The following is a 23,816-nucleotide window of genomic DNA, read 5'->3' on the forward strand; positions in this document are numbered from 1 at the left end:
GGCGGAGAGCCTGTCGGCTCTTTAGTTGGCCTGGCGGCCAACTACGGGCCTGACGGCCCGTAAGGTGACGCTTCGTCATGCCTGGCGGCATGACTGTGTGTTGGCTGGGTTGGCCCTGACGGGCCAACGGGAACCGACAGAGCGGGGCCTGGCGGCCCCGCTGTCGCCAGTTCGGACTGTCATGCCTGGCGGCATGACAGTGAAGTTCGGGTGGGTTGGGATTCCCTGCCCTGCCGGGCAGGGATCGGGTACGTGTCGGCGCCTGCGGCGCCGTGATGTCGTAAGGGTTTGTTAGACAGTTATCCGGTTCCCCTCCCCTCTCGGTGTTTCTGAGCTGGGGTGAGGCTTTGGCCCTGACGGGCCAACAGGACGGGAATGGGCCGGGGGCCTGATGGCCCCCCGAGATGACTGACGGCATGTCCGGTTTCTTGTGGTGCCCCGCTGTCGCGGGGTTCGTCTTCGTTGGTTTTCGGGGGCGTTGTCAGACCCGGCGTGTAGGTTCCCTGAGTTGTTGGCCCGTCTGGAATTGCCCCGAATACCACTGGTGGGGCGTGGAGGGGTGATGAGCTGTGCCTGTCAGTCAACATGTTGCCGCTCGGAGGATCATTACCGCTGCTCTGCGGGCCAGTGCGGCGTGGATCAACCGGGTTGAGGAACCTCGTGCATGGCGGGAGCTGTCCCGTATGCACGGGGTGTTGTTGTCGAGCCTGCCGGTGGGGGCCGGCCCTTCGACGCCTGCCGAGATGATCGACTTGCTGCCGGTTCGCCTGCGGGACTGGGTGCCTTTGGCGTGGGACGAACTGCCGTCGGCCATGGGGGATTTGGTTGTCCTGACGGACAACGGTGAGCTGACCGAGGAGGCCTTCGAGGCGGGGATGAATTATCTGGAGGCCCTGTACGGGGACGACGGATACTTCGATCTCGGGGGAACGTGGCTTCCGGCGTGGGTTCGGCAGACGGCTGAGCAGACGGAGCGGGCTGCCTTTCGGCACATCCGCTCCAGCGGGCAGGCTGGCTATGTGGCGGCGCGGACCATGCTGACGGAGGTGCCGTACGGCACGGAGCGGGCGTTGGTCGAGGAGTACTCGCGGCGGGGCGCGGCCCGGATGGACGTGTATCGGCCTGTTCCCTCGGACCGGGTGTGGGTGGGGGCGTCGTCGTGGTTGTGGCCGTGTCCGCAGTGCCGGTATCCGATGGTGCTGCGGGGTGGGCAGTTGCGGTGTGAGTATCCGCCGCATCAGAGCCGGTTCGGTCTGGTCGCGGGCAGTGGCAAGCGGGGTGGGCCGCCTGTACTGACCGGTGGGCGGGGCCGGTTGGCGACGGCTGCGGAGCCGGCGGAGGGCGTGTTGTGCCTGGACTGGGGGGTGTGGCGGTACATCACCTGTCCCGGGCTGAGTGAGGTGGGCCTGATGCAGTGGCTGGAGAAGCAGGAGGGGGTGCGGGTCGAGCGCTGGGAGAACCTGGACGAGTGGGATATCGGCGTCTACCTGGCGGACGGACATCGCTGGCGGGTGGACGTCAAAGACCACCAGGACGCGCAGACGATCATCGACCGGCCGCCTGCCGGGGAGACGGTGGTCGTGCCCAACTACCGGCGCAGCCAGGTCCATCAGCTGCAGTCCGGGCTCGATGCGCTGCGGACTGCTGACGGGCAGCGCTACAGCGTGTTCACGGTCAGCCGTTTCAAGGCGGCCGTGACGAAGCGGTTGAAGGGGATGGGCGCATGACGTCGCCGAAGAACGCGAGGTACTCCGTCAGTGTGCCGCTGACGCTGCGGGCGGCGATCCTGCTGGCCGCGCGTGTGTTCCCCAATCGGGCACCGGAGGAGCAGGCGGCATGGCGGCGTGTGGTGGATCTTGCTGATGCGCACTTCCTGGCCACGGGCCAGATGCATCTGTGGGACGGCTGGCCTGCTCTGCCTCTGCCCGATCAGGTGCGGATCACCCGGATGCTGCGGCAACGGCCTGCCGTCCTTGCCTCCCATTCGGTATTTGTCACGGAGACGGCAGCGGTCCTGGACAGCGGTGAGGCGGTCGAGTTCGCCCCGGCCGACGGGGAGGAGCAGGTGCTGATCCTGCCCGTGGGCGACGAGGAAGCCCTCATCGATGCCTTGCTGGACGAGCTCGAGGACAACGCGGCCAAGGGGCAGTCTCAGCCCAAGCCTGCGCCGCCCGGCTCCTACGTCAGCGACCTGCGGATCCGGGATCCGCTCAGCCCCTCCGGTCGGGTGGTGGACGTCTTCTACGACCTCGACTACCAAGGGTCCCCTGCGCCCAGCGTGGTGCAGGAGCTGGGCGACGCCCCGGTCATGGACGAGGTGGTGATCCCTTTCACCGATCTGGACGAAATCGCGGGCCGGCTCGATGAGCTGCGCGGGCAGGACTACCGGCGCAAGGCGGTCGCGGACATCAGGCGATACGCCCGCGGCCGCGACGGCACGGACGTGGGAGAGCTCCTGCGCATCCAGGCCGGGCCTCTGCGGGTCTTCCACGCCCCCACCGGCATGGGCAAGAACGTCCTGAGCGAACTCGTCGCGGTGTGGTGCGCCCAGCAGGGCCGGGTGATCTCGCTGGTCGTTCCGCAGAACGCGCAGGTCCTGGCCAGTGTGTACCGTCTGCGGCAGGACCTGGCCGACCTGAAGATCTCCGCACAGGTCACGCCGGTCGTCTCCCCCGCCTCCATGCAGGAGCTGGCCGAGCAGACGGCCGGCAACCCGCAGGACGATGCGGACTTCAGGACCTGGGTGTACCGGGAGATGTCCTACAGCTGCCCCCTGACCGGGCACGCCACCACCTCCTCCGAAGCGGTGGATGCCTGGAAGCCGGGCCAGGAGCCATGCGACCAGCTCAAGCCGAACGGGGCCAAAGCAGATAAAGCTATGGCCTGCCCGTGGCGCGGCGGATGCGGGAAGTTCCGCCACCACCGGGCCGCAGCTTCGGCGGACATCCTCGTCACCAACCATGCGAACTTCCTCACCGGGCACATCCACGCGCCGGTGGCGGGCCGGCCCGCCCCGGGACGGCGTATGACCACCGAGCAACTCCTGCTGCACCGCAGCCATCTGGTGATCATCGATGAGGCCGATGCATTGCAGGCGCAGGCGTTCGAGCAGGCGGCCCGTCAGGTACTGCTGGCCCAGGACGGTGCGGAGCACACCCCAGTGCGGGATCTCGACAGCCAGTTCCGGCGGCACTGCCACCGGCTGCCGATGAGTCTGGAGCAGTATCTGCGGCCGCTGATTAACCACCTGGTGTGGCTGGCCGAGTCCTACGTGTCCCACCTCGTCGGCGGGGTCATCCATCCCGACCGGGAGAGGCGCAGCATGGTGGTGCCGCGCCGCTGGGATGGTCTGTTCGCCTCCCGGATCTTCAAGCTGGAAGCCGGGAAGCGGCCCACTGAGCAGCAGATGCGGGCGGTCAACCAGCTCTACAAGCGGGAGGGGCCGCTTGAGTTGGCTGATGAGGTCAAGGGGCTGGCGGAGCTGCGGGAATTGCTGTCCTCGGTCACGGATCTGGTCGGCGGTTCGGACCGGCTCACCCACGCTACTTTGAAGCGCATCGGGGACGCGTTCTCTGCGATCACCGGTGAGAAGGACGACAAGCGGCTGTACTCCCTGGCGCTGCTGGCGGCCCGGCGGGCGTACCTGGAGGAGATGCGCAGCATTTTGCACCGCATCGTCGGTGTCGCGGCGCCGCTGCAGGGGGCGGGGATCTCCGCCGGCAACGGCCTGGTGGACGCGCTGGCCTCGCACGTGCCGTGGCGAGCTGCCCCCTACGGCCCCTTGGGGCGTGCGCTGTTCGCGTTCTCCGAGACGTTCGACCCGGCCGACCGGCACCAGACGGCGCTGCGGCTGAAGTCCTATGTCGGGGATCCGCACGCCCACCTCGCCTACCTGGGAGAGGTGACCGCGCTCGCCCATACCGGCACCCGCCGGGCGGTGATCGGGATGTCCGCAACGGCGTTCATGCCGTACGCGCCCCGTCATCACCTCCTGCCGGAGCCGACTTGGTACGTGCCGGACGACGTCAACGGAAGCCTCACCGTCGAGTTGCAGGCCGGCCAGCACGACGGGGCGGGCATCGTGGTGTCCGGCACCGAAGGAGAAAGCCGGGAACGCGCCTATATGGCCATGGGGCGCAGTGTCGGCCAAGACCTTCCCGCGCAGCTCGACGCGGTAGCCGCCGATCCCGCTACCGCACACCGCGCGTACGCGCTGCTCGCGCCGACCGCCTACGACGCCGGTCCCGCGCTCGCTCGCGGCATGATCGACGTGGGGGTCGCAGCATCGGATATCTGTGTGGCGGTGCGGCCGCAGGACATGGCTGCGCTGGAGCGGATGCCGCCCGGCTGGGTGCCCATCCCCAGCAACCGGCTCGAGCAGTTCCCCCACGCCGTGGGCCACGGCAGGTGCCGGTACCTGATCGCCCCCATGGCCCGGGTCGAGCGCGGCCTGAACATCGTCGACCGTGACGGGCGCTCCCTGCTGCATGTGGCCTGCCTGGTCAACCGGCCCGTCCCGGTGATGGAAGACCCCCCGGTGCTGCTCTCCCTGGTCAACTCCCTCGCCTACCGCCAGCGGCGGCCGGGCCCCAATCCCGCCAGGGAGTTGGAGCGGCTGCGGATCAAGGCGGGCCAGATCTTCGACGACATCCGCAGCGGCCAGGGCTACTTCAAGTCGCTGGGCGATGACGTCAAACTCGCCGTCGTCGCGGAGATCCTGACCCGGCTGATCCAGCTGGGCGGGCGCACCCGCCGCGGTGGGGACCACGGGCGGCTGCGGCTGCTGGACGCCGCCTTCACCCATACCGCCGCAGACTCCACGCTGCCCGCCCTCCTGAAGCAGTTGCGCGGGAAATGGCAGGACGAGGACCACATGCCGCTGATCGACGCCGTCTACCGCACCACCATGGCCGACGCCCTGCTGGGGCTGGCGGAGCACTCCCCCACCGGATACGAGGAAGAGGAGATGGGCGAATGGTGAGTGACGACCGGGGCCGCCTGTTCACCCTGTCCTTCCCGCTGGATGACCGGCTGCTGGGCACGGTGCACGTCTATCCGCAGGACGAGGCACTCGCGCCGGCCTGGCGGCGGCTGCCCAAGCCGCGGGGCAAGGACGCCGTGCAGCCGATCGCGTCCCTGCAGACGGCGGCGCGCGCCGTGACCGGTGAGCGGTTGGTCTTCACCAACCCCGACCGGCCCGCCAGGACCGGCCGATGGGCCGGGCGAAGCGTGATCGTCACGCCCGGGGCGCTGGACGAGGCCGTGGTGCGCACCCTGATGCGGGAGTGGGAGACGCGGCTGGACGGGCATGAAGGCCGCGACACCCTCGCCGCCCTGTTGCAGCTGTCCGACGACGGGCCCCAACCGCTCAGTTCCCTGCTGCACCGCGACGCCATGGGACGGATCACCGGTCCCCGCTGGGCGTTTCGGGTGGCCGGGTGGCGGCTGGCGAGCATGCTGGCCGCCCAGCCGCTCCCACTCGACGAGTCGCTGCCTCCGCTGCGGTTCCATCTCGACAGTGAGGGCGACCTGCTGGCGTGGCAGGCCCCGCTGGTCCACGAAAGGACGTGGATCGACGAGGAGAGCGGCAAACGCCGGCGCATCGCCGGCTACGCCATGGAACGCATCCACATCGAGGTCGAACCCGCTCCCGGCGGAAAGACTCTTATTGCGCATCTGTCGGCGCGTATCTCGCGCGTCGCCACCCACTACAAGGGCATCCGCAACGTTCTGCTGCGTCATCCCGTCAACCCGGACATCATCCTCAAGGCCCCGATCACCACCCGGTGGGAGAAGGGCCCCGACGGATTCATGCAGCCCGCGGCCGTCCGCTACCGCGGGGCGACGGCACAGATCGTCGAGGCCTGCGGCGTCGGCCGCCTGCCCCAGCCGCCCCTGACGGGGCTGGACGAGTTGACAGAGGTGCGAGGGGTGCACCGCACGGGCAAGCACCCGATCGACAAGGGCGCCGGGGCGATGTTCCACGCCCGGCTCGAAGAACACGCCACACGCGTCCTCGGCCAGGAACCCGTCGTCTACGCCGGAACATCCATCAAGATCAGCAAGCCGGGCGGGAGCCTGCCGCCCTACGTGCCGGCCGGCAAGATGGCCGATGCCATGGCTGCCGCACATTTCGACACGGTGCGCACCGTCGTGCTGTACGAGTCGGCCGAGTGGCGCACACGGGTGATGGGGCAGCTGACCCGCGACTATGCGCGGCCCGAACTGGCCGACCTGCCCGACGAGCAGCCGGTAGTCCTAGCGCCCGGGTACGAGCTCGTGGCAGTGCGGCTGCCCGAACTCGTCCGCCACGGCAGCCACGACCGCAGCCTGATCCTGAACACGCTGCCCTGGTTCAAGCCCGGTGCCGGGCGCGCCCTGGTCACCGCCCTGTGCGAGACGCGCTACCTCACCGAGCAGGAGAAGGAGACGGGGGTGACGGACGCCAAGCACGCGCTCAAAGGACTTTTCGCCGAGCGCGGCATCCCCTCGCAGTTCATCACCATGGACTCCGACCCCGGCGACCCCTACCGGCTGAACACGCCCGAAAAAGTCGCGCGGGCCAAGGCCCGCAACGCCGGTCTGCCGGAGCCGGACATCGCCTACAAGGACGACCACGCGGTGCAGATCGCGCTCGGCAGCCTGCACTCCGACTCCGGCATCATCGACAACCGCCTGGCCGCCACCGCCTTCCACCGCAACGCGCGTGACACCGCCCTTGACCGGGAGGCCGTGGCGGTGGGGTTGTGGACCCGCTACCACCGCTTCGACGAACGCCCCGGCCGCCCCCGCAAACCGGCCGTGCTGGCCGTCACACTGGTCGCCATGCGGATCCCGCTCGGCGAGGACGCCCACTGGCCCACCCTCATGTACAGCGACCAGGGCTGGCGCCCTCTGGCCCAGGCACGGGCTCTGCACCATGCCGGTCCCATCGGTAAAAGAGGGCATCACCTGCGGGAGGACCACGGGGGCCCGGACAACGTGCGCACCTATGTGGACCGGGCGCTGGCCGCGCTCACTGACCGGTATCCGATCATCGTCTTCGCCGAGGAGCGTGAACGGATCTGGCCTGGGCTGTGCAACGACCGGCTCGGGGACGGCGCTGTTCCCGGGCAGAGTCTGATCGCCCAGGGGTGGGATGTGGCGGTCGTCAGGGTCGGCAACGGGCAGGGCACACCCCAGCCGTCACGGCGCATCGGCGGAGGGGGCAAGCTGCCGACCAACCCGTTGCAGCCGGTCATGCCGGAGAAGATCCTCTACCGTCACGATCACGGGGGCGTGGTGTCCTGGCTGTTTGCGGGGCAGTCCCGCCAGCACGCCGGCGGCCAGCGCACCGGCACCCAGTACACGCGCCGCACCCTGCCCGGCGGACAACTGGCTCAGATGGGCGCTCCCTTCCACGCCATGACCCGCACCGAATACGTGGTCGCCCACCGTGGTGGCTGGCGCGAGGAACAACTGGTGGGTCTTGCTGCGCGGATCTCCGAGCAGGCCGCCATGTGGGATGGGCGCACCAACCTTCCTGCGCCCCTGCATCTCGCCAAGAGCGCTGATGAGAAGCATCCCGGCTTCGTCGATCAGGAAGGGTTCGGCGAGTAGGCGCGGCTGTGGCGTGCACGGCGGTTTCCAGGCTCGTGCCGACGCACCTGATGGCTTGGTGGCTGCTGACCGGCTTCGTCTGGGCTTGATGGGGCGGGGCGGGCGCTCTGTGCGTTTCCCGCCTCGTCCCTCACGGCGCGGTATGAGGTCACTTGGAGTAGGTCTGTTTCCAGCGTGCTCGGTGGCGGGCTTCTCCTTGTCCGCGTCCGTTGACTTCGGCTAACGACAGCAGCGGTGTCCCGCTGTTCCACAGGCCGAAGAAGTCACGGTGCAGGGTGAGGATGTGGTGATCGACGGCGAACGCTTCGGCTTGGCGGCTGAACCGTGTGGTGGCGACGAAGATGGCCACATCCGCGGTGAAATGCACCTTTGCTCCGAGCAGGTCGCGTACTTCGCGGCTGGCGATCGTCCGGTGGGGTGCGTATCGCTTGCACTGGATCACCATGGTCCGGCCGTCTGGCAGCCGGCCGAGCACATCGGCTCCGTTGTCTCCGGCCCCGCCCACTCGGCGCACCTGTGTGCAGCCGTCACGGCGGCACAACTCAGCGACCACTTCCTCGAACTGAGTTCCGGACATGGCGTCGATCGCAGCCAGCGTCCGCCGTCCCGCTGCGATCTCCTCCTGTCGTCTCCAGGCGGCGTCCGAGCTGCGCAGCAGCCCGTCGGTGCGCCATAGTCGCCACACCATCCAGCCGACTCCCGCGGCGGCAAGGACTGCGCCGATATACAGCCAGATCACCGGGCGCAGCAGGGCCAGCAGGACCAGTGCGGCGAGCACGCCTGCTGCCGCCTTGTACCGGGCGGTACGGCGTCTGCGGACAGTTCTGTTCTTGCGCTTGGCCGCCATGTACGCCCCCTCTTGCGCCGGCCGGTATGGGTTCCTCCCTGCTGTGGAGTGTGGGCATGCCGAGCGGCTCCGCCAGGGCGCAGTCAGGCCATTGGCTTGAACCTCTCGCTGGCATGCCAGCTGATGGCGTCAACCGGTCCTCCTTCGAGGAGGTGAGCTCGCTGCTTACAGGCCGAGTTCGGACAGTGCTGCTTGCCTGTGTGGGCTGAGACTGGAGCGGCGGCGGCGCAGGTTGCTCAGCCACTGGCCCAGGCGCACGGGGTAGCCTTCGATCTTCTCGATGTGGCGCTGGGGGACGTTGAGGTGACCTTCCCGCTCTCGGAATGCCCGTGCGGCGGCCAGCCCGCGCTGGAAGGCACGCTCGCGCGCCGGCAGGTGGCTCTCCCCCGCCGGGGATGAGGACGTGCCGGGCAGGTCGACGAGTCCCAGCTCCTTCAGCAGGCCCTTCTGTTCGGGGTGAAGGCGGTCGGATTGGGCGCGCTGGGCCTCAAGCCACTTCTGTGCCTGGGAGGCCGTCTCGTTGTGTTCCAGGTTCTGACGGGCGGCGTGGTAGGCCCGTTGCCAGGTGATCGGCCAGGGCGGGTTCCACCACCGGTCCAGGGCAGTGAGGGCAGCGGCGCGCTGCTCGGTGAGGCTCTCGGCACGTGTGCGCTGGGTGGCCAGCCAGCGGCCGAGGGGGAAGCCGTCATGGACTTCCTCGACGGGGGCGGCGAGGTGGCCGTGGCGGGCGGCGTAGGCGGCGGCGTGGGCCAGTGCCCGGTCGAAGGCTTGCTGGCGGGGGTCCCAGATGATGCCGAGGCGTTCGAGGGCCTGGACGCGCGCGGTGTCCAGGGTGCCCTTGGTGTGCAGGTGGCGTTGCCAGGTGAGCCAGCGGCCCAGGGGATAGCCGGTGGTGTCTTCGTAGGCTTGGGGGACGTCGAGGTGGTGGTGGGTGTGACGGTAGCTGCGGGCTGCGGCGAGGCCACGGCGCCATTCGGCGCTCTTGGGGGCCAGGACCCGGAGTGAGAGGGCGAGAGCGACTTCATCGGCCTGGGTGGGGCGGTCGAAGCGGAGCCAGGCTTCAGGGTCTTCGGGGGGTGTGGTGAGGCGGTGGGTGCGGGGGTCTGACAGGCGGGCGTCGAGGCGGTCGTCGTGGGCGCGCAGGGCCTGGATGGTGCGCCACAGCGGGGTGTAGGCGTCGGCGCCGAGGAGGTCGTCGGGGTCTTCGTCGGGGGTGAGGTAGACGGGGACGACGAGGGTGGCCTTCTTGCCGGCGCCGGGCTTTTGGCGCAGGGCGCGGCCGACGGCCTGGACGGTGTCGACGGGGCTGTTCTTGGGGTCGGCGAAGACGACGGCGTCGATGTCAGGGACGTCGATGCCCTCCCCCAGCACGCGGGCGTTCGACAGGACGGCCGGCGTGTCGGGAGTGGTGTGAGAGGTGAACTCGAGCAGGAGACGGCGGCGGACCCGGGGGGGATGGCTGCCGCTAATCCAGTCCGCCCAAAGCCCCTCGAGCCGCAGCTCGGCGGGGAGCGCGGCGGCAGTGTCCGTCAGGGTGGTGGCGAAGGCCCGGGCGTCGGCAACGCGGTGGTGGAAGGTGAGGATGCGGCGCAGCCGGTGGTCGCGGATGGCACGCAATGCGGCGACCTGGCGGCCGGCCAGGCGCAGGCCGTCGACGCCAGCGCCGGGTCCGGTGGCGAGCCAGTCGCGCAGGTCTTGGTCGGTAACGACGGGGACGAGGATCTGGTAGTCGGCGAGCAAGCCGAGGTCGATGGCGTCGGAGAGGTTGAGGTGGTAGGCGACGGGGCCGAACAAGCTTTCGTCGTCCATCGAGGCCACCATCTCTGCACCGTCGCCGTCCTGGGCGTCCTCGGGGTCCCAGATGCGGGGGGTGGCGGTCAGATAGAGGCGGCGGGCGGCGGGGACCTGGTCGTCGTGGTGGACAGCTGCCCAGGCCTTGCCGAGGCGCCCGGCGGTTCTGTGGGCCTCGTCGATGACCACTAGGTCCCAGGCAGGAAGGCGGTGGTCGCGGTGGGCGGCTACCACGGCGGGCAGGGAGGCGTAGGTGGCGTATGCGGTGATCGGGCCGGAGTGGGGCGGGGTGGCGAGGACGGTCAGCTCGCCGGGGTCGGTGGTGAGGGGGATGTCGGTGCCGAGTGGTTCGTGGTCGAGGGCCTGGCGTGCGGAGCACACGGCGATGGTGGTGCCTTTGCGTCCGGCGGCGCGCCAGGAGTGGATCGTCTGGGAGAGCAGGTCCAGGGTCGGCAGGAGCACCAGGACTCGGCCGCGGGGGGCAATGCGGGCGGTGGTGCGCGCGGCGATGAGGGTTTTGCCGGTGCCGCAGGCGGCGATCACGCTCGCGCGGGCGTGGTCGCGGAGCGTGGCGGCGGTGGCAGCGACGGCTTCCTTTTGGTGGGGCCGTAGCTCGATGTCGGGGGCCATGGAGGTGTAGCGCTCCGTGGGGGTCGGCTGGGTGCTCCAGGAGGGCGGGGTGAGAGCTCCGCTCTCCTGGAGTTCAGGTTATTCGGCTGCTTCGGTCAGGTGGGCGAGGGTGGAGCCGGTGGGGCCTTTTCGGACGTGGAGGCGCTGGGTGATGCGGCGGCGTAGTTCGGGGACGTGGCTGATGACGCCGACGGTGCGGTCGTGGGCGCGTAGGGAGTCCAGGACGTCGAGGACGTTGTGGAGGGTGTCGTCGTCGAGGGTGCCGAAGCCTTCGTCGATGAAGAGGGTGTCCAGGGGGTTGCCGCCAGCTTCGTGGGTGACGACGTCGGCCAGGCCGAGGGCGAGGGACAGGGAGGCGAAGAAGGATTCTCCGCCGGAGAGGGTGTCGGTCTTGCGGGGGCGGCCGGTCCAGGAGTCGGTGATTTCCAAGCCGAGGCCGGAGCGGGCGCCGTGGGCGGCTTGGTGGTCGGAGTGGCGGAGGGTGTAGCGGCCTTCGGACATCAGGCGGAGGCGGGTGTTGGCGGCGGTAACGACCTGTTCGAGGCGGGCGGCCAGGACGTAGGCCTCCAGTTGCATGCGTACACGGGTGCCGGATGCGTTGCCGGTGGCCAGGTCGGCGAGGTGGCGGGCGGTGCTGTGGGCCTGCTCGAGTGCTTCCAGGCGCTCGACGACCCCGGCCAGGGTGGTGGTGAGGTCGGTGAGTGCGGTGGTGCGGGCCTGGGCGGTACTGGCGGTGGTGACCGCTTGCGCGTGCTGGTCGTCTGCTGCGGCGCGCAGGGCTGCCGCAGCTTCGACATCGGCGGCCGGCTGTGCGGCGGCTTCCTGTAGGACGGGGTCGTCGAGGACAGCTTGGTGGGTGGCGCGGGCCTCGCGCCATTGGTTGATCTCTTCCTCGAGGTCGCCCAGGTCCTGTTCGCTGAGCAGGGCCTGTTCGGCGGCAGCGAGAGTGTCGAAGCCCTGGGATGTGGCTGCGTCGGTGGCCTCGCTGGTGCGGGTGTGCAGGGTCTGGGTGGCGGTGGCGGCGGTGCGGGATGCCTCGGCTGCCTGCTCGAGCTGGTCGGCGGTGCTGGTGAGGTCGTTGATGCGGGCCGCCAGGGTGGGGGCGGCGCCGCGGGCGGCGTGGAGTTTCTCGGTGAGCTCGGCCTGACGCTGGGACAGGGTGTCGTAGGTGGCGTTGCGGGCGGACAGGCCGGCGGTGGCGACGCTGTCCTGCTCGGTCATGGTGGCGTGTTCGCGGTCCAGCGCGAGGAATTCCTCCTCAACCGTCCTGCGGTCGGCGGCATGCTGGAGGGCGTCGGCCAGCTGCGCGGTGAGTGCCTTGTGTTCGGCTTTGAGGTCGGTCAGCGGGGTGTCGCCGGCTTCGCCGATGGCACCGGCGGCGTTCTCGCGCAACTGCTGCAGCTCGGCCGCGATCGCGTCGCGCTGCTGCTGGGCTCGCTGGTGGGTTTCCTCGGCGGCTTGTTCGTCCTCGCGGGTGGGCTGCCCGTCGGGAGCCTGGGCGGGCGCCGGGTGGGAGCACGAGCCGCACACCGGGCAAGGCGCGCCGTCGGTGAGGCCGGCGGCCAGTTCGGCGGCCATGCCCTCGGTGCGTCGGCGGCGGATGTCGATGTGGGCCTGGGCGGCCTGCTCGGTTTCGGTCTTCGCGGCGGCCAGGCGCTGCTCGGTGGTGGTGATCTGCTTAAGGTGGGCGTCGCGGCGTTCGGCGGCGGCCACGCGGCCGTTCAGGGTTTCCAGCTGGGCCTGGTGGCGACGGCTTTCTTCCTCGGCCTGGCGGGCGGCTTCCCGGCGGGCTTCCAGGGCGGCGCGCTGGGTGGTCTCCTGTTCGAGCCAGTCGCGGGCGGTGCGCTGCTGGAGGGTGAAGTCCTGCCGCTCGTCGTCGATGCGCTTCAGTTCGGCGGTGAGTTGGTGGAGGGTGGCTTCCTCGGGAAGCAGGGTGTTCAGCACGGCGATGTCCTCGCGTACGCGCTGTCCGGCCGTGGCCAGGTCGGTGGCCTGAAGCGTGGCGTGCTCGGGGGGCAGCTGGGAGCGGGCGGCGCTTTCGGTGTCCTGGGCGTGGGTGTGGTCGGCGCGGGCGGTGCCGACGGCGTGCAGCAGCGGTGCCAGCTGCTGGGCGCGCCGGGCCTGTTCGCGGCGCCGGGCCAGGGTTTCTTGGTGGGGGGTTTGCTCGTCCAGCCGGTCCAGCTGCTCGCGGGCGGCGGCGTGGGTGGTCTGCCGCCTGTGGAGTTCGCGGGCGGCGGCTTCCAGGCCCTGGTGGGTGAGCTGGTTCTTCTTTGCCGTCTCGGCGTCGGCCTGGGCTGCGAGGGCGTCGGCCTGGCTGGCCTGGATGAGGTCCTTGGCCCAGGTCAGGGCGGGGCCGGTCAGGGCGTGCTCGGCGTCGGGGGTGGGGGCGTCATGCTGGGATTTCAGGTCCGGGCCGGCGGCCTGGTGGATGCGGGCCGCCAGGTGCAGCACTTCGTCGCGGGCGGCGTCGCGGTTCTTTTGGGTGGTGCGGCTGTGGTCGTTCAGCCAGCGTTCGATGAAGGCGTACCGGTCGGTGTGGAAGAGCTTGCCGAGGAGTTCGCGGCGCTTGCCCGCGTCGGCGTAGAGGAACTTGGTGAACTCGTTCTGGGGCAGGAGAACCACTTGGCAGAACTGGGTCCGGCTCATGCCGAGCAGGTCTTTGATCTCCTTGCCGGCTTCCTGGTGGGACTTGCTGGAGGGTTCCCAGTGGCCTTGACCGAGGGAGTCAGTCGTCCACCGGCTGAGCCGGGTCTCGGCCTTCTGGAGGGTATCGCCCGTGCCGTTCCTCTTGGGGCGCATCTGCTGGGGGACGCGGTCGATGAGCAGCCGGTGGCCGGCAATGGTGACGTCCAAGGTGACCTGGGTGATCAGGTCGGCTGGGGCGTGGTGGCTGCGCAGCATCAGGTCGCGGTCGACCGGGGGTTCGCCGTACAGGGCGAAGCAGATGGCGGTGAACAGGGTGCTCTTTCCGGCGCCGGTGTCGCCGTGCAGGAGGAACAGGCCGTCGGCGGACAGTGCGTCGAAGTCGATGGTGTGGGTGCCGGCGAAGGGTCCGAAGGCCTGCAGGGTGAGGTGGTGCAGGCGCATCAGACGGTTTCCTTCTGCAGTTCGTTCACGCGGGCGGCGTCGACGGCCTGCTGGAGCAGGGCGTGTTCGTCGGGGGTGGGGCCGGTGCCGCGCAGGTCGGCGATGAAGTCGCAGACGATGTCGAGTTCGCTGCGGCCGCGGAGGCGTTCGGTGTAGGTGGGGGTGTCGGTGGCCTGGGCGGGGATGAAGGCACGCTGATGCTTGAGGCTGAGCGTGTGGGGGAAGCGGCGGCGCAGCCGGGCCATGGCCTCGAAGGGCAGGGCCGGGTCGGTGAGCGTGACCTCAAGCCAGGCGCCCTTTATCGGCTCGTGGGCGGGGTTGGTGAGGAGGTCTTCGAGGAGGCCTTCGATGCGTTCCAGGCGGTGGGGGGTCGGGCAGGGCAGGCGGGTGACGGCGGGGGCGGTGCCGGGGGTGAGGTCGACCAGGGTGAAGGACTTGGTGTGGGCGGCCTCGGAGAAGGAGTAGGGCAGCGGGGAGCCGCTGTAGTGGATTCGGTCGGTGACCTTCTGGGGGCCGTGGAGGTGGCCGAGGGCAACGTAGTCGATGCCGTCGAAGACGTCCGCGCCGACGTGGGCGACACCGCCGACGCTGATGTCGCGTTCGCTGCCGGACTCTTCCAACTGCGGTTCGTCGCTTGGGCCGGTGCCGGGGGTGACGAAGGCGTGGGCGATGACCACCGAGCGGGTTCCGGCTGGCTGGCGGTTGGTGAGGTCGGCGTGGATTTTGTTCAGGGCGGCGGTCAGCACCGCGCGGTGGGAGGCGGCCTCCGCCTCCAGTTGGGTACGGACCATGGACGGCTCGAGGTAGGGGATGCCGTACACGGCGATCGGGCCGTCGGTGTCGTTGAGGAGGACCGGGACGTCGCAGGTGGCCGGGTCGGTGCGCAGGTGGATCCCGGCGCGGGCGAAGAGGCCGGATCCGACGCCGAGGCGGTGGGCCGAGTCGTGGTTTCCGCTGATCATGATGATCGGCACGTTGAGGTCGGCGAGCTGGTGCAGGGCGCGGTTGAACAGGTGTACAGCGTCCAGGCTGGGGATGGCCCGGTCGTAGACGTCGCCGGCCACGAGGATGGCGTCGACGTTCTCGGTGCGGGCTGTGTCGACCAGGTGGTCGAGGAAGGCACGCTGGGCGGGTATCAGGTCTTCTCCGTGGAACCGGCGGCCCAGGTGCCAGTCCGAAGTGTGCAGAAACCGCATGAGCACAGACCGTAACTGCTGAGGTTGTGGCTACGTGCGGTTTTCCCGATAAACAGCCTCTTATCAGGGATGGCGGGGGCGGGTGAGAAGGAGCCGTCCTGCTGGTGCTCGCCTCTCTGCGGGCACGGTTCTGCTTGCCAGGTGATTGTCAGTGGTAGGAGGCAAGATAAGCAGTGGGGGAAGGAGGATGTGATGTCATCACCACGTTCTGCCAGCACTGTACGCATCGTGGCGCCCGGCGGGTGCCGGTGGTGCGGGATCGAAGCCCGTGGTCATGCGCGGCAATGGAATGCCGAGGTCGGGTGGCATGCCTGGACGGCGCCGACCGTCGAGCAGCGCAAGGAACGCATGCTGCAGCGGCGTGCACAAGACAAGCGGGTCAGCAGGCGAGGGCCTGTACCTCAGTGAAGATGTCGCGTAGTTGGGTGGGAACTTCCTCGGCGGTGGTGAGCATCGAGACCAGGCCGTAGAGCATGTCGGCCTTGCCGTTGGGGCTCTTCTCCGTGGCCTGTTCTTTGATCATGTAGAGGATGCGGTCGCTGAACTTGCTGCCGCGGTGGGCGGCGAAGTCGTCGGCGTCCCACAAGTGCTCCTGCGGACGGGGCCAGTGGGCGTTGGCGGCCGCGGCCCACTGCGCGTCGCTGAAGAGCTCTTCCAGTTCTTTGTAGCCATCGCTTTCGCCGACATAGGCGACCTGCTTGGTCAGGTCGAGGCCGGCTTTGATGAGCTTTTCGGTTTTGAAGTGCTTGTTGGCGCGGCTGTCCGCGTCGACCATGAGCATGACGGTGCGCTCGTGCTTGACGAGGTATCCGGCCAGGTGAAGGGCGCCTTCGTTGTTGTCGCATGCCCACAGGGCGATGCCAGCCGCTTGCAGGGACAGTCCCTGGGAGAGCCGGAAGAGCAGCGGCACGCTTTGCTGCTCGGTGGGGCCTTCGACGGCCAGGAAGCAGCGTTCGTGCAGCAGGACGGAGTTGCGCAGTCCGACAGCGGCCGCAATCCGTCCGAGGTGGAAATCGATCCCGTCGTGGGTGTCGTCCTGGAGGCGTTCGACGAGGGTTCGGCCGTTGGGGCCGAGCTTGAGGTGGACGACGTCGGCGATGTCGACGCCGTCGATGAGGTTCATCGAGTGCGTGGCGACCATGACGTTGACGTGGGGCAGGGCGCACTGCTTGCGGATGATGTCCATCACCGTGCGCTGGTGGCGGTAGTCCAGGTGGGTGTCGGGCTCGTCGTAAACGACGATGGTCTGGGTCGGCTCCTGTTCGTCCTGCTCCGCTGCCGCTGCGAGTTCGTTGTTCTCCAGGAGGTTGCTGGTCCATTCCCACACCGCAAGCGCGATACGGCGGGTGCTGCCCTGGCCGGAGCGTGTGAGATCGACCGGCTCGCCGTCAGCCTTGGAGACCTCCAGTGGAGCACGCTTGAAGCCGCCCTTGAAGGAGACTTCCGGCTTGACCTCCACTCCGACGAACTCGGCGCAGTGCTGGCGGATGTGCTGGCACAGCGAGTCGGCTTCCTTCTCCAAGCGCTGTGTGATCTCCGCTTCGATCTCCCGCACACGCCCCTGCAGCGTTTCATCCTGAAGGTAGGTCTCATAGCAGCTGTTCAGGGCGGTGCGGACGGCGTCGTCGGGGCTTTCGTCCCGGCCTCCGAAGGCCAGCAGCCGCGGCAGGCGCTCCTCGAGCTGCTTCGGCAATGGCTGCCACTGCTCGGTCTGCGGCAAGGTCTTGGCGTGTGCGGTAAGCGCGGCCAGCAGATCCTCCTTCAAGGTGCCCGACGGGGTCAGACCGAACTCGCGGACCAAGTCCGCCAGATCCTTCCTCAGCAGTCGTCCCAGTCCGTGAAGGCGGCTGTCGGTTGGCACCAAACCGTAGTACTCCCAGCAAGCAGCCTCACCGGCGCGGGAGCGGCGACGGATGCGCAGCTCGGAATGCAACTCACTGGCAGCCTGCTCCGCCGCGTCCAAGGTGAAGCCGCCCTCTACCCAAGTTTCCGCGCAGCGCTGCCCTTTGAGGCCCTCGCCCTGCTCGTAGGTGCGGTCCTCATCCGTCAGACGATGCTCGCCCAGCAGGAAGGCCAGCGCCGCAAGGACAGCGCTCTTCCCGCCGTCATTCCGGCCGGCAAGAATCGTCGGGCTGCCGAGCGGGATGTCCGTGACATGTGTCAGAGAACGGAAGCCGCACGCGGAGAAGCGGTTGAGGTGCACGGTTGAGCTGCTCCGTATCTCCCTGTTCCGGCACCGGACAGGGGTGTGACATGCGGGTGAGACTGCTGAGCCGTCAGCGCAGACAGTCATACTAGAGGGACACAGAGCAACAGCTGGGCGTTTTCCTCCAGTTGCTTCCCATCAGCTGCGCACCCGCCCTGTGTCCCGCCCGACGAACGGGACGCCCGGTCCTGGCGACCGTTGCGAGCGGCGATGGCTTCGGGCCTGCGCGCTCCCGCCTATAGTCAGGCACCCGCGGGACGGAGCGGCGGAGTGCACAGATGGGGCACGACACGCGTCCATCCCCTCCGGGGGGCAGTTGGAACGTCCGTCAGGTGCTGACAGGAACTCGGTGCAGTACGTGGGGTTTTCACCAATGCATGGGCCTGACACCATTTCCTGTCGCGGGTTCTGTCGCCTTGGTGGGGGTGTTTGCGTGACGTCGGTGCAGAACAACGACCAGCGGTTGCTCGACCGGATTCTGGAAGACCAGCACCGCAAGCTAGCGCCGGAGAAGGGCAGGGACGACTTCTTCACGTTCTTCGCTGCCGACAAGGCCCTGCAGGACTGGGATCTCGACAACGACGAGATCATGGACGGCATCGTGGACGGAGCGCACGATTGCGGCATCGACGGCATCTGGACCTTCGTGGACGAGCGCTACATCACTGCCGATGCGCATCAGTTCCTGTCCTCACGTGCCGGCAAGATCGAGCTGGTGATCCTGCAAGCGAAGAACACTTCGGGCTACCAGGAAACCGTGATCGAGAAGCTGCACTTCCATCTGCCGACGCTGCTGGACATGAGCAGGGACGAGGAGGAGCTGGTTGACCACACCAACGCCAAACTCCTGGACCGCACCCGGCGCTTCCTGCACATCCTCGAGGAGCTGGCGTCCTCATTCCCGCACGTCCGTGTCAAGGTGATCTACGCCAGCAAAGCCGCCGAGACCCCGCACCCCAACGTGAAGTCCAAGGGCGACCGACTGCGCCGGGAACTCGCAAAGATCACCTCCGACGCCGCAGCCGAGGTGGAGTACCTCAACGCTGCGGACCTACGTGAGCGCACCGCCCGCGGTGCCAAAGCAGTCGCGCAGCTGGTGTTCACCGAGACGCCGATGAGCACGTCGCTCGGTGAGGGGTACGTGTGCCTGGCACGCCTGGATGAGTACTACCGCTTCATCACCTCCGACAACGAGGCGCTACGGCTGGAGCTGTTCGAGTCGAACGTACGCGACTATGCAGGGTCAACTGCGGTGAACAACGCCATCGGGGAGACCCTCAAGTCCGGCACGGGTGAGGACTTCTGGTGGTTCAACAACGGCGTCACGGTCGTCGCAGACGCCGCCCAGATCGCCGGCAAAAGGATCGTCATCAGGGAGCCGCAGATCGTCAACGGGCTCCAAACCAGTCACGAGATCTACCACTACTTCCAGGACGGCGGCCAGCACCGCGACCGCTCCCTCCTGGTCAAGATCGTGGTGGCACCAGAGTCCGGTACAGCGCGTGACCGGATCATCCGGGCCACCAACAGCCAGACCCAGCTGCCCGCCGGCGCCCTACGGGCCACCGAATCCATCCAAAAGGACATCGAGGAGAGCCTCACCCACGCCGGCGGCTACTACTACGAACGCCGCGCCAGCTACTACCGCAACCTCGGCTTCCCCCTCGACCGAGTCGTCAGCATGGCACGCCTGGCAAAAGAGTTCACCGCCTTAGGAGATGACGAGCACACTACCGGCACGCCCTCCGCACGTGTTTACGGGCCCGTCCCCCGGCCTGGACCCGAAGGGGACCGTGGGAGCCGCGGTTCAGTCCCGTAGGAGTCCTCCGTGAAGAGCAAGTAGTCTCCGCCGCAGGGAACTTTGAGGGGCGACGGAGGGGAGCAGAGGGGTGCGGCGCCAGGGGGCTCGAATGAAACGAGAAGGGGGCGCACGCCCCGCGTATGCGCTCCTTTGAGGTGCCGCACAACCGGTGTTCATCCCGCGTCAGCGGGATCTCGGCGACAAAACGGCTGACGATCCGGCGTACGAGTCGCTGACCACTTCATCCTCCCGGCTCCCCTCGCACTGCCGTGGTGCAGAAGGCTGTGATCAGACCTGTAAAAGATCTCCGGAGTCGGTCGTGTCCTACCGCGCCGACTGCTTCGTACGGGGTGGCGCACAGCCGCACGCCGAAGCGTCATGGTGCCGAGGGGGCTCCTCACGCCTGCGCGGCTGGGATACGACAAACGTGCCGACTCCAATCACCCACTTCCTCACCAGTCACAGCAGTCCCGATACCGCCGTGGGGCGGTACAGGCTGCTCTGGACCAGGCCGCCGAGGCACAAGGCGGGCGAGCTGGCCAAGAAGTCCGCAAAGGCAGCCGAGCAGGCCGGCCAAGCCTCGCTTGCCGCCGCGGACCAGGCGGCCAACTGACGCCGCGGTCGTCGGGGGGCCGCGGCCGAGGCCCGGGCCGCCGCGGAGATCCGCCGTCACGCCGCCGAGGTCAATCGCACCGCCGACGCAGCGGCCGAGCACGCCGGCGAAGCCGCCGATCAGGCGGCGGGAGGCGGCATGCTGTGTGCCAACAGGGACCTTCTCAGGACACGCTGTCCCGAAGGTGGTGCGTAAGGACGCCCTGGATGTTGATGAGCCACTGGCGCAGGGACAAGCCGGTGGGTGGGGGCTCGTTGAGGCCGAGGGTCGCTGCTGCTTCGGCAAGTTCGTCGGCAGACGGGTTCAGGTCCAAGACCTCACCGATCTCGGATGCGGCTTTCCTGATGTCCTCGGTCGATTCGCCCGAGAGGTAGTCGTCGACTGCTTCCTCGTGTGACTCGTACTCGAGCTTGAGGCTGTCCTGGTAGAAGTACGCGCCGAGGAAGTGGGCCAGTGCCGGGAACCGTTCACGCCACTCCCAAGCGATCTCAGGGCGGACCGAGGTCCGAGGCGGTGGCGGGGCAGCCAGGAAACGCTCAAGGTGCTGCAGGACGACGCGCAGGCACTCCTCCACGCTGACGCCCTGAGGCGGCCTGATGTGGGGAAACAACTCGACATCGTCGGCAACCTCGTCGCTGAACAGGCCCACTGTGAGAAGGTCCTGGATCTCCCTAGCGGCAGCTGCTGCGCGCTCTGGAGCGAAGGCGGTCGTCCGCAGGTACGCGCTCAGAGCGACTCCGGGTGCCTCCACCGTGTCGTCGAAGGCGTAGCCGGGCTGCTCGTACGCGCGAAGGAGCCGGCGTAGTTCGTGGAAGCGGTCGTCCACTGGTGTCATCGTTGCTGTCGGACCTGTCTGGCTCTAGGGGACGGGGTAGGAGGTCAGGACGCGGTAGCCCATCTCGGCCGATGGATCGCGCTTGAGGATCACTCTGGCACCCTTGACCCACTCCGGGGGGTACCCGCGGACGTAGTTCGCGCGCGACAGGCTCAGACCGGTGGGGTCGTCGAAGTGGGCTTCCAGCTCGAGCTTCCGGCTCTTGTTCTTGGCGAGCCAGGCGTCGATCTCCTTCTGGTGCTTCAGCACCACGCCGTCGGTTGCTTTCTGCGCGGATGCCTCGTCGACGTAGCGTGAGACGGTTTCTCGCTCGGTATCCCGTCGGAGTCGGGCGCGTAGGTCACGTGTGGTGACCTTTACGTGCTTTTCCAGCGTGTGGGAATGAGACTGGGGGGTTCCCTTTCCTTCGTCGCCGGCCAGATCCGCCCGGTATCGGGGGTTCACGCGGCCCTTGCGTTTGCTGCGTGGCCATGCGTTGGGTTCGCCGTCGCCCTTGATGAGCAGTCCGAGGTCTTCGAGACTGGTGGGCGTGCCGCCGGGTACCGCCAGTTCGGGGCCGAATGAGGGCATGCGGGCGCCGCCGAGCAGCTCGGTCCAGCCTCCCGCGTCGCGTGCGGCGCGGACTGCTGAGCCGCCTCCGCCGAGGGCGCCGCCCAGGAGTGCGCCGTAGACGCCGGCCCGCCGGGCCTCGTGCAGGTTGATGCCGCCCTTCTGCTCGCCCAGGGCGATGGCCGTGGGCTGGGCGACAGCCAGGTCCACCGTGATCGACTCCACCCCGCCAAAGGCAGCCGTGGCCAGTGTGGTACCGGCGATGGCGGCGACCTCCTCGGTCACCGCCGCACCCAAAGATGCGGCGAGTTCGGTGACGCCCACCGCCGCGGCCGCCGCAGCGCCCTCGGACATGCCGGCGGTGAAGACGGCCAGGGCCGTGCCCGCGACGAGGGTCGCGCCAACGATCTCCAGCTCGTGTTCGAGGTGCTTCTTCGCGCCGTGCACCGCATCCGCGTAGGAGTCCAGCGCCTTGGCCATGTCCCGGGCCGCATCGGCCAGATCCTTCAGCCAGCCCCGGCCGCCGTCGTAGTAGCGGCGCCAGAACACATCGAAGGCGTCGATCGACTCGCCCTTGTTGTCCTCGATCAGCCCACGGGCCGCTTTGTTCGCAACAGCCGTGATGTCGTCGACCTCGTCAGCGAAGGCCCGCCATACCCGGGCCGCCTCCCGAAGTCCGTCCTCGTCGGCGGCGGGCCACCACATGCCCGTCAGGTCCTGGACGACCTTGCGGGCCTTGTCCGCAACGCTCACGTGCCATCACCCGTGGTGCCGTGGCCGAACATGCCCCGGATGCGTTCCTCGTTGTCGATGTGCTTGTCGGCCATGTCGGCCAGGCCCGCGTGAATGCTGGCCAGGCCCTTGATGAGGATCTGCGCGGAGTGCTCGATCCGCGTGACGTGCGGGCCGTACGCCGCGTGGAACTTCTGCCCCTGCTCGTCATCGCCCCACGGGGCGCCCGCCGCGGCCAGCCCCTGCTTCAGCGTGGTCAGGGCGTGTGCGAGTGCGACGCTTTCGCGGTGGAAGGCGGGTGCCGCCGTCTTGATGTCGTCGACCTTGATGTCGAGTATCTCGTCCTTGCCGCCCATGAGTTGGCGCCTTCCCCCTCCGTCGACTGCCCGGCTGTTCGACCCTAGCCGCCAGTTGTCAGCTCATGACGGCGTGTCATGCAAAGCCAATGCAAAGGTCCGTTCGATTGTCGTGAGTTCTCTCACGGCCCGTACGACGTCGGAGGTGAGACCGGCTGTGCCACCACGGGAAGAGAGCAGGAGTAGCTCGAGTTCGGACAGGTCGATCGGAACGAATGCCTTGCCTCCTTCGGGACCCATGTCGCCGCGAACAGGTGTCTGCCAGAGCCTCGCACGATCATTTCGCCGGCCATCAGACGTCTTCCCTTGCAGTGAGACTCGTCTCCGAGGCCAGCCCCTTGCGCGTCCCAGGAGAATGGCACGCCATTCCGTCCTGCGGTGCCTCGATCACTCTGCGGCCAGCTCGGTCGGTACGGAAGCCTATCGGCCTTGGTTCTGCGAACTGTTGCATGTGTCTGCTACAGGCCGAGTGAGCCACCCTGTCTCAACATCGTCGGCAGGAAGCTGCTGGGTTCGTAACCCCTTCTACGATCGGATGCTCGTTGTGATCTATGAGTAGAAGGGTGAACCGGAGTGGTGGACGGGCAAGTTGTCATCGTTACAGGTGGAGGCACGGGCATTGGGGCGGCCACTGCCCGGTTGCTCCGCCAGGGTGGGCACCGCGTGATCGTCTCGGGACGGCGACTGGAACCGTTGGAGCGCCTGGCACGGGAGACCGGGGCGCTGGCATATTCGTCCGATGTGGGCGACCCGGAGGCCGCCAACGGGCTGGTTAGCGCCGCTTTGGAGGCGTACGGGCGACTCGACGGGCTTGTGCTCAATGCTGGCATCGGGCGCAGTGGAGCAGTCGGGGATCTGTCGTTGGAGGACTGGGAGGAGGTGATGCGCACGAACGTCACCGGTCCCCTCCTGCTCTTGCGCGCAGCGATCCCGCACCTGCTGGAGACGCGTGGATCAGTAGTTGCCGTCGCGTCAGTATCTGCGCTGCGCAATGGCGCGAGCAACGCCGTGTACGCCACGTCCAAGGCGGCCTTGCTGCAGCTCTGCCGTTCTCTCACCATCGACTACGGCCGGCAGGGGCTGCGTGCCAACACCGTGTGTCCCAGCTGGGTACGGACCGAGATGGCCGATCGGCGTATGGCGCGCTTCGCCGTGGAAGCGGAGTTGAGGGATGGCAGCGTGGAGTCTGCGTATGAGGAGGCAACCAGGCTTCTGCCCATGGGCCGGCCGGGCGAACCGCGTGAGGTTGCGGAGGCTATCAACTGGTTGCTCTCTCCAGCAGCGTCCTATGTCAATGGCGCTGTGCTCACCGTTGACGGTGGGGCGACGGCACTTGATCCTGGAACTCTCGCGTTCGACTTCCATGTCGCACCGCGTGGCGATGCGACACTCTGACACTTCCGAGCACCAACCTCGTTCGGTTCTGCTGCACCCGCGTACCGCTGGTCAGGGGCGATGGGCCGAAGATGGCTGACAGCAGCATGGGATAGTTTGACGCGGCCCGCATCGGTCGCAGTCCGACGGAGGTCGGGGGCCTGGATGCAGGCTGTCAGTGCCAAGTTGGATGCGAGCAG

The 23,816-nt window shown here is 68.2% G+C and carries 14 protein-coding genes; 6 read left to right on the forward strand and 8 right to left on the reverse strand.

What is annotated here, in order from left to right:
- The first annotated feature begins 569 nt into the window (after positions 1 to 569).
- The 3 genes from ACFYZJ_RS32040 to ACFYZJ_RS32050 are packed head-to-tail and all read left to right on the forward strand — an operon-like array spanning position 570 to position 7,599.
- Positions 570 to 1,727 (forward strand): hypothetical protein, encoded by a 1,158-nt coding sequence (locus tag ACFYZJ_RS32040; RefSeq protein ID WP_388573811.1) that lies wholly within the window; start codon positions 570 to 572, stop codon positions 1,725 to 1,727.
- Complete coding sequence (locus ACFYZJ_RS32045) at positions 1,724 to 4,981, forward strand: hypothetical protein (protein ID WP_388573813.1); 3,258 nt, start codon at positions 1,724 to 1,726, stop codon at positions 4,979 to 4,981. The genes ACFYZJ_RS32040 and ACFYZJ_RS32045 overlap by 4 nt, the downstream gene beginning before the upstream one ends.
- Positions 4,975 to 7,599, forward strand: a complete 2,625-nt coding sequence (locus tag ACFYZJ_RS32050) for an RNaseH domain-containing protein (protein WP_388573815.1) — start codon at positions 4,975 to 4,977, stop codon at positions 7,597 to 7,599. Before ACFYZJ_RS32045 ends, ACFYZJ_RS32050 begins: the two co-directional genes overlap by 7 nt.
- Before the next feature lie 148 nt (positions 7,600 to 7,747).
- Here the strand turns inward: ACFYZJ_RS32050 and ACFYZJ_RS32055 are convergent, their stop codons facing one another.
- The 5 genes from ACFYZJ_RS32055 to ACFYZJ_RS32075 all read right to left on the reverse strand — a co-directional run bounded on the left by ACFYZJ_RS32055 (position 7,748) and on the right by ACFYZJ_RS32075 (position 17,353).
- Positions 7,748 to 8,446, reverse strand: coding sequence for a restriction endonuclease (locus ACFYZJ_RS32055; RefSeq protein WP_388573817.1), 699 nt, complete (start codon positions 8,444 to 8,446; stop codon positions 7,748 to 7,750).
- Between the two features lie 165 nt (positions 8,447 to 8,611).
- Positions 8,612 to 10,867 carry a Helicase associated domain protein gene (locus tag ACFYZJ_RS32060; protein WP_388573819.1) on the reverse strand — a complete coding sequence of 752 codons (2,256 nt, stop codon included), beginning with the start codon at positions 10,865 to 10,867 and terminating at the stop codon, positions 8,612 to 8,614.
- Between the two features lie 78 nt (positions 10,868 to 10,945).
- Positions 10,946 to 13,954: an AAA family ATPase gene (locus tag ACFYZJ_RS32065; RefSeq protein WP_388573820.1), complete on the reverse strand. Its 3,009-nt coding sequence runs from the start codon at positions 13,952 to 13,954 to the stop codon at positions 10,946 to 10,948.
- A complete protein-coding gene (locus ACFYZJ_RS32070; RefSeq protein ID WP_388573822.1) occupies positions 13,954 to 15,150 on the reverse strand; it encodes an exonuclease SbcCD subunit D in 1,197 nt (398 codons plus the stop codon). Before ACFYZJ_RS32070 ends, ACFYZJ_RS32065 begins: the two co-directional genes overlap by 1 nt.
- A 379-nt stretch (positions 15,151 to 15,529) precedes the next feature.
- A complete protein-coding gene (locus ACFYZJ_RS32075; RefSeq protein ID WP_388573824.1) occupies positions 15,530 to 17,353 on the reverse strand; it encodes an ATP-dependent endonuclease in 1,824 nt (607 codons plus the stop codon).
- 436 nt (positions 17,354 to 17,789) lie between these two features.
- Here ACFYZJ_RS32075 and ACFYZJ_RS32080 point away from each other — a divergent pair, with 436 nt between their 5' ends.
- Positions 17,790 to 19,175, forward strand: coding sequence for an AIPR family protein (locus ACFYZJ_RS32080; protein WP_388573826.1), 1,386 nt, complete (start codon positions 17,790 to 17,792; stop codon positions 19,173 to 19,175).
- 463 nt (positions 19,176 to 19,638) lie between these two features.
- Positions 19,639 to 19,770: a hypothetical protein gene (locus ACFYZJ_RS32085; protein ID WP_388573827.1), complete on the forward strand. Its 132-nt coding sequence runs from the start codon at positions 19,639 to 19,641 to the stop codon at positions 19,768 to 19,770.
- 163 nt (positions 19,771 to 19,933) lie between these two features.
- Here ACFYZJ_RS32085 and ACFYZJ_RS32090 read toward each other — a convergent pair whose 3' ends face one another.
- The 3 genes from ACFYZJ_RS32090 to ACFYZJ_RS32100 are packed head-to-tail and all read right to left on the reverse strand — an operon-like array spanning position 19,934 to position 22,242.
- The gene (locus ACFYZJ_RS32090) at positions 19,934 to 20,605 is read right to left on the reverse strand and encodes a contact-dependent growth inhibition system immunity protein (protein ID WP_388573829.1); all 672 of its coding nucleotides are present in this window, start codon (positions 20,603 to 20,605) and stop codon (positions 19,934 to 19,936) included.
- 24 nt (positions 20,606 to 20,629) lie between these two features.
- Positions 20,630 to 21,907, reverse strand: a complete 1,278-nt coding sequence (locus tag ACFYZJ_RS32095) for an RNase A-like domain-containing protein (RefSeq protein ID WP_388573831.1) — start codon at positions 21,905 to 21,907, stop codon at positions 20,630 to 20,632.
- Positions 21,904 to 22,242 carry a WXG100 family type VII secretion target gene (locus tag ACFYZJ_RS32100; protein ID WP_388573833.1) on the reverse strand — a complete coding sequence of 113 codons (339 nt, stop codon included), beginning with the start codon at positions 22,240 to 22,242 and terminating at the stop codon, positions 21,904 to 21,906. Before ACFYZJ_RS32100 ends, ACFYZJ_RS32095 begins: the two co-directional genes overlap by 4 nt.
- Before the next feature lie 573 nt (positions 22,243 to 22,815).
- Here ACFYZJ_RS32100 and ACFYZJ_RS32105 point away from each other — a divergent pair.
- Positions 22,816 to 23,637 carry an SDR family NAD(P)-dependent oxidoreductase gene (locus ACFYZJ_RS32105; RefSeq protein WP_388573835.1) on the forward strand — a complete coding sequence of 274 codons (822 nt, stop codon included), beginning with the start codon at positions 22,816 to 22,818 and terminating at the stop codon, positions 23,635 to 23,637.
- Positions 23,638 to 23,816: the final 179 nt, after the last annotated feature.

The organism is Streptomyces sp. NPDC001848 (assembly GCF_042891915.1).
In the GTDB taxonomy this organism is placed as follows: Bacteria; Actinomycetota; Actinomycetes; order Streptomycetales; family Streptomycetaceae; genus Streptomyces.

Bases quoted from the DNA above. Each gene is read 5' to 3' on its own strand.
- ACFYZJ_RS32045 (WP_388573813.1), top strand. From the start codon at position 1,724: ATGACGTCGCCGAAGAACGCGAGGTACTCCGTCAGTGTGCCGCTGACG.
- ACFYZJ_RS32050 (WP_388573815.1), top strand. From the start codon at position 4,975: ATGGTGAGTGACGACCGGGGCCGCCTGTTCACCCTGTCCTTCCCGCTG.
- ACFYZJ_RS32055 (WP_388573817.1), bottom strand. From the start codon at position 8,446: ATGGCGGCCAAGCGCAAGAACAGAACTGTCCGCAGACGCCGTACCGCC.
- ACFYZJ_RS32060 (WP_388573819.1), bottom strand. From the start codon at position 10,867: ATGGCCCCCGACATCGAGCTACGGCCCCACCAAAAGGAAGCCGTCGCT.
- ACFYZJ_RS32065 (WP_388573820.1), bottom strand. From the start codon at position 13,954: ATGCGCCTGCACCACCTCACCCTGCAGGCCTTCGGACCCTTCGCCGGC.
- ACFYZJ_RS32070 (WP_388573822.1), bottom strand. From the start codon at position 15,150: ATGCGGTTTCTGCACACTTCGGACTGGCACCTGGGCCGCCGGTTCCAC.
- ACFYZJ_RS32090 (WP_388573829.1), bottom strand. From the start codon at position 20,605: ATGACACCAGTGGACGACCGCTTCCACGAACTACGCCGGCTCCTTCGC.
- ACFYZJ_RS32100 (WP_388573833.1), bottom strand. From the start codon at position 22,242: ATGGGCGGCAAGGACGAGATACTCGACATCAAGGTCGACGACATCAAG.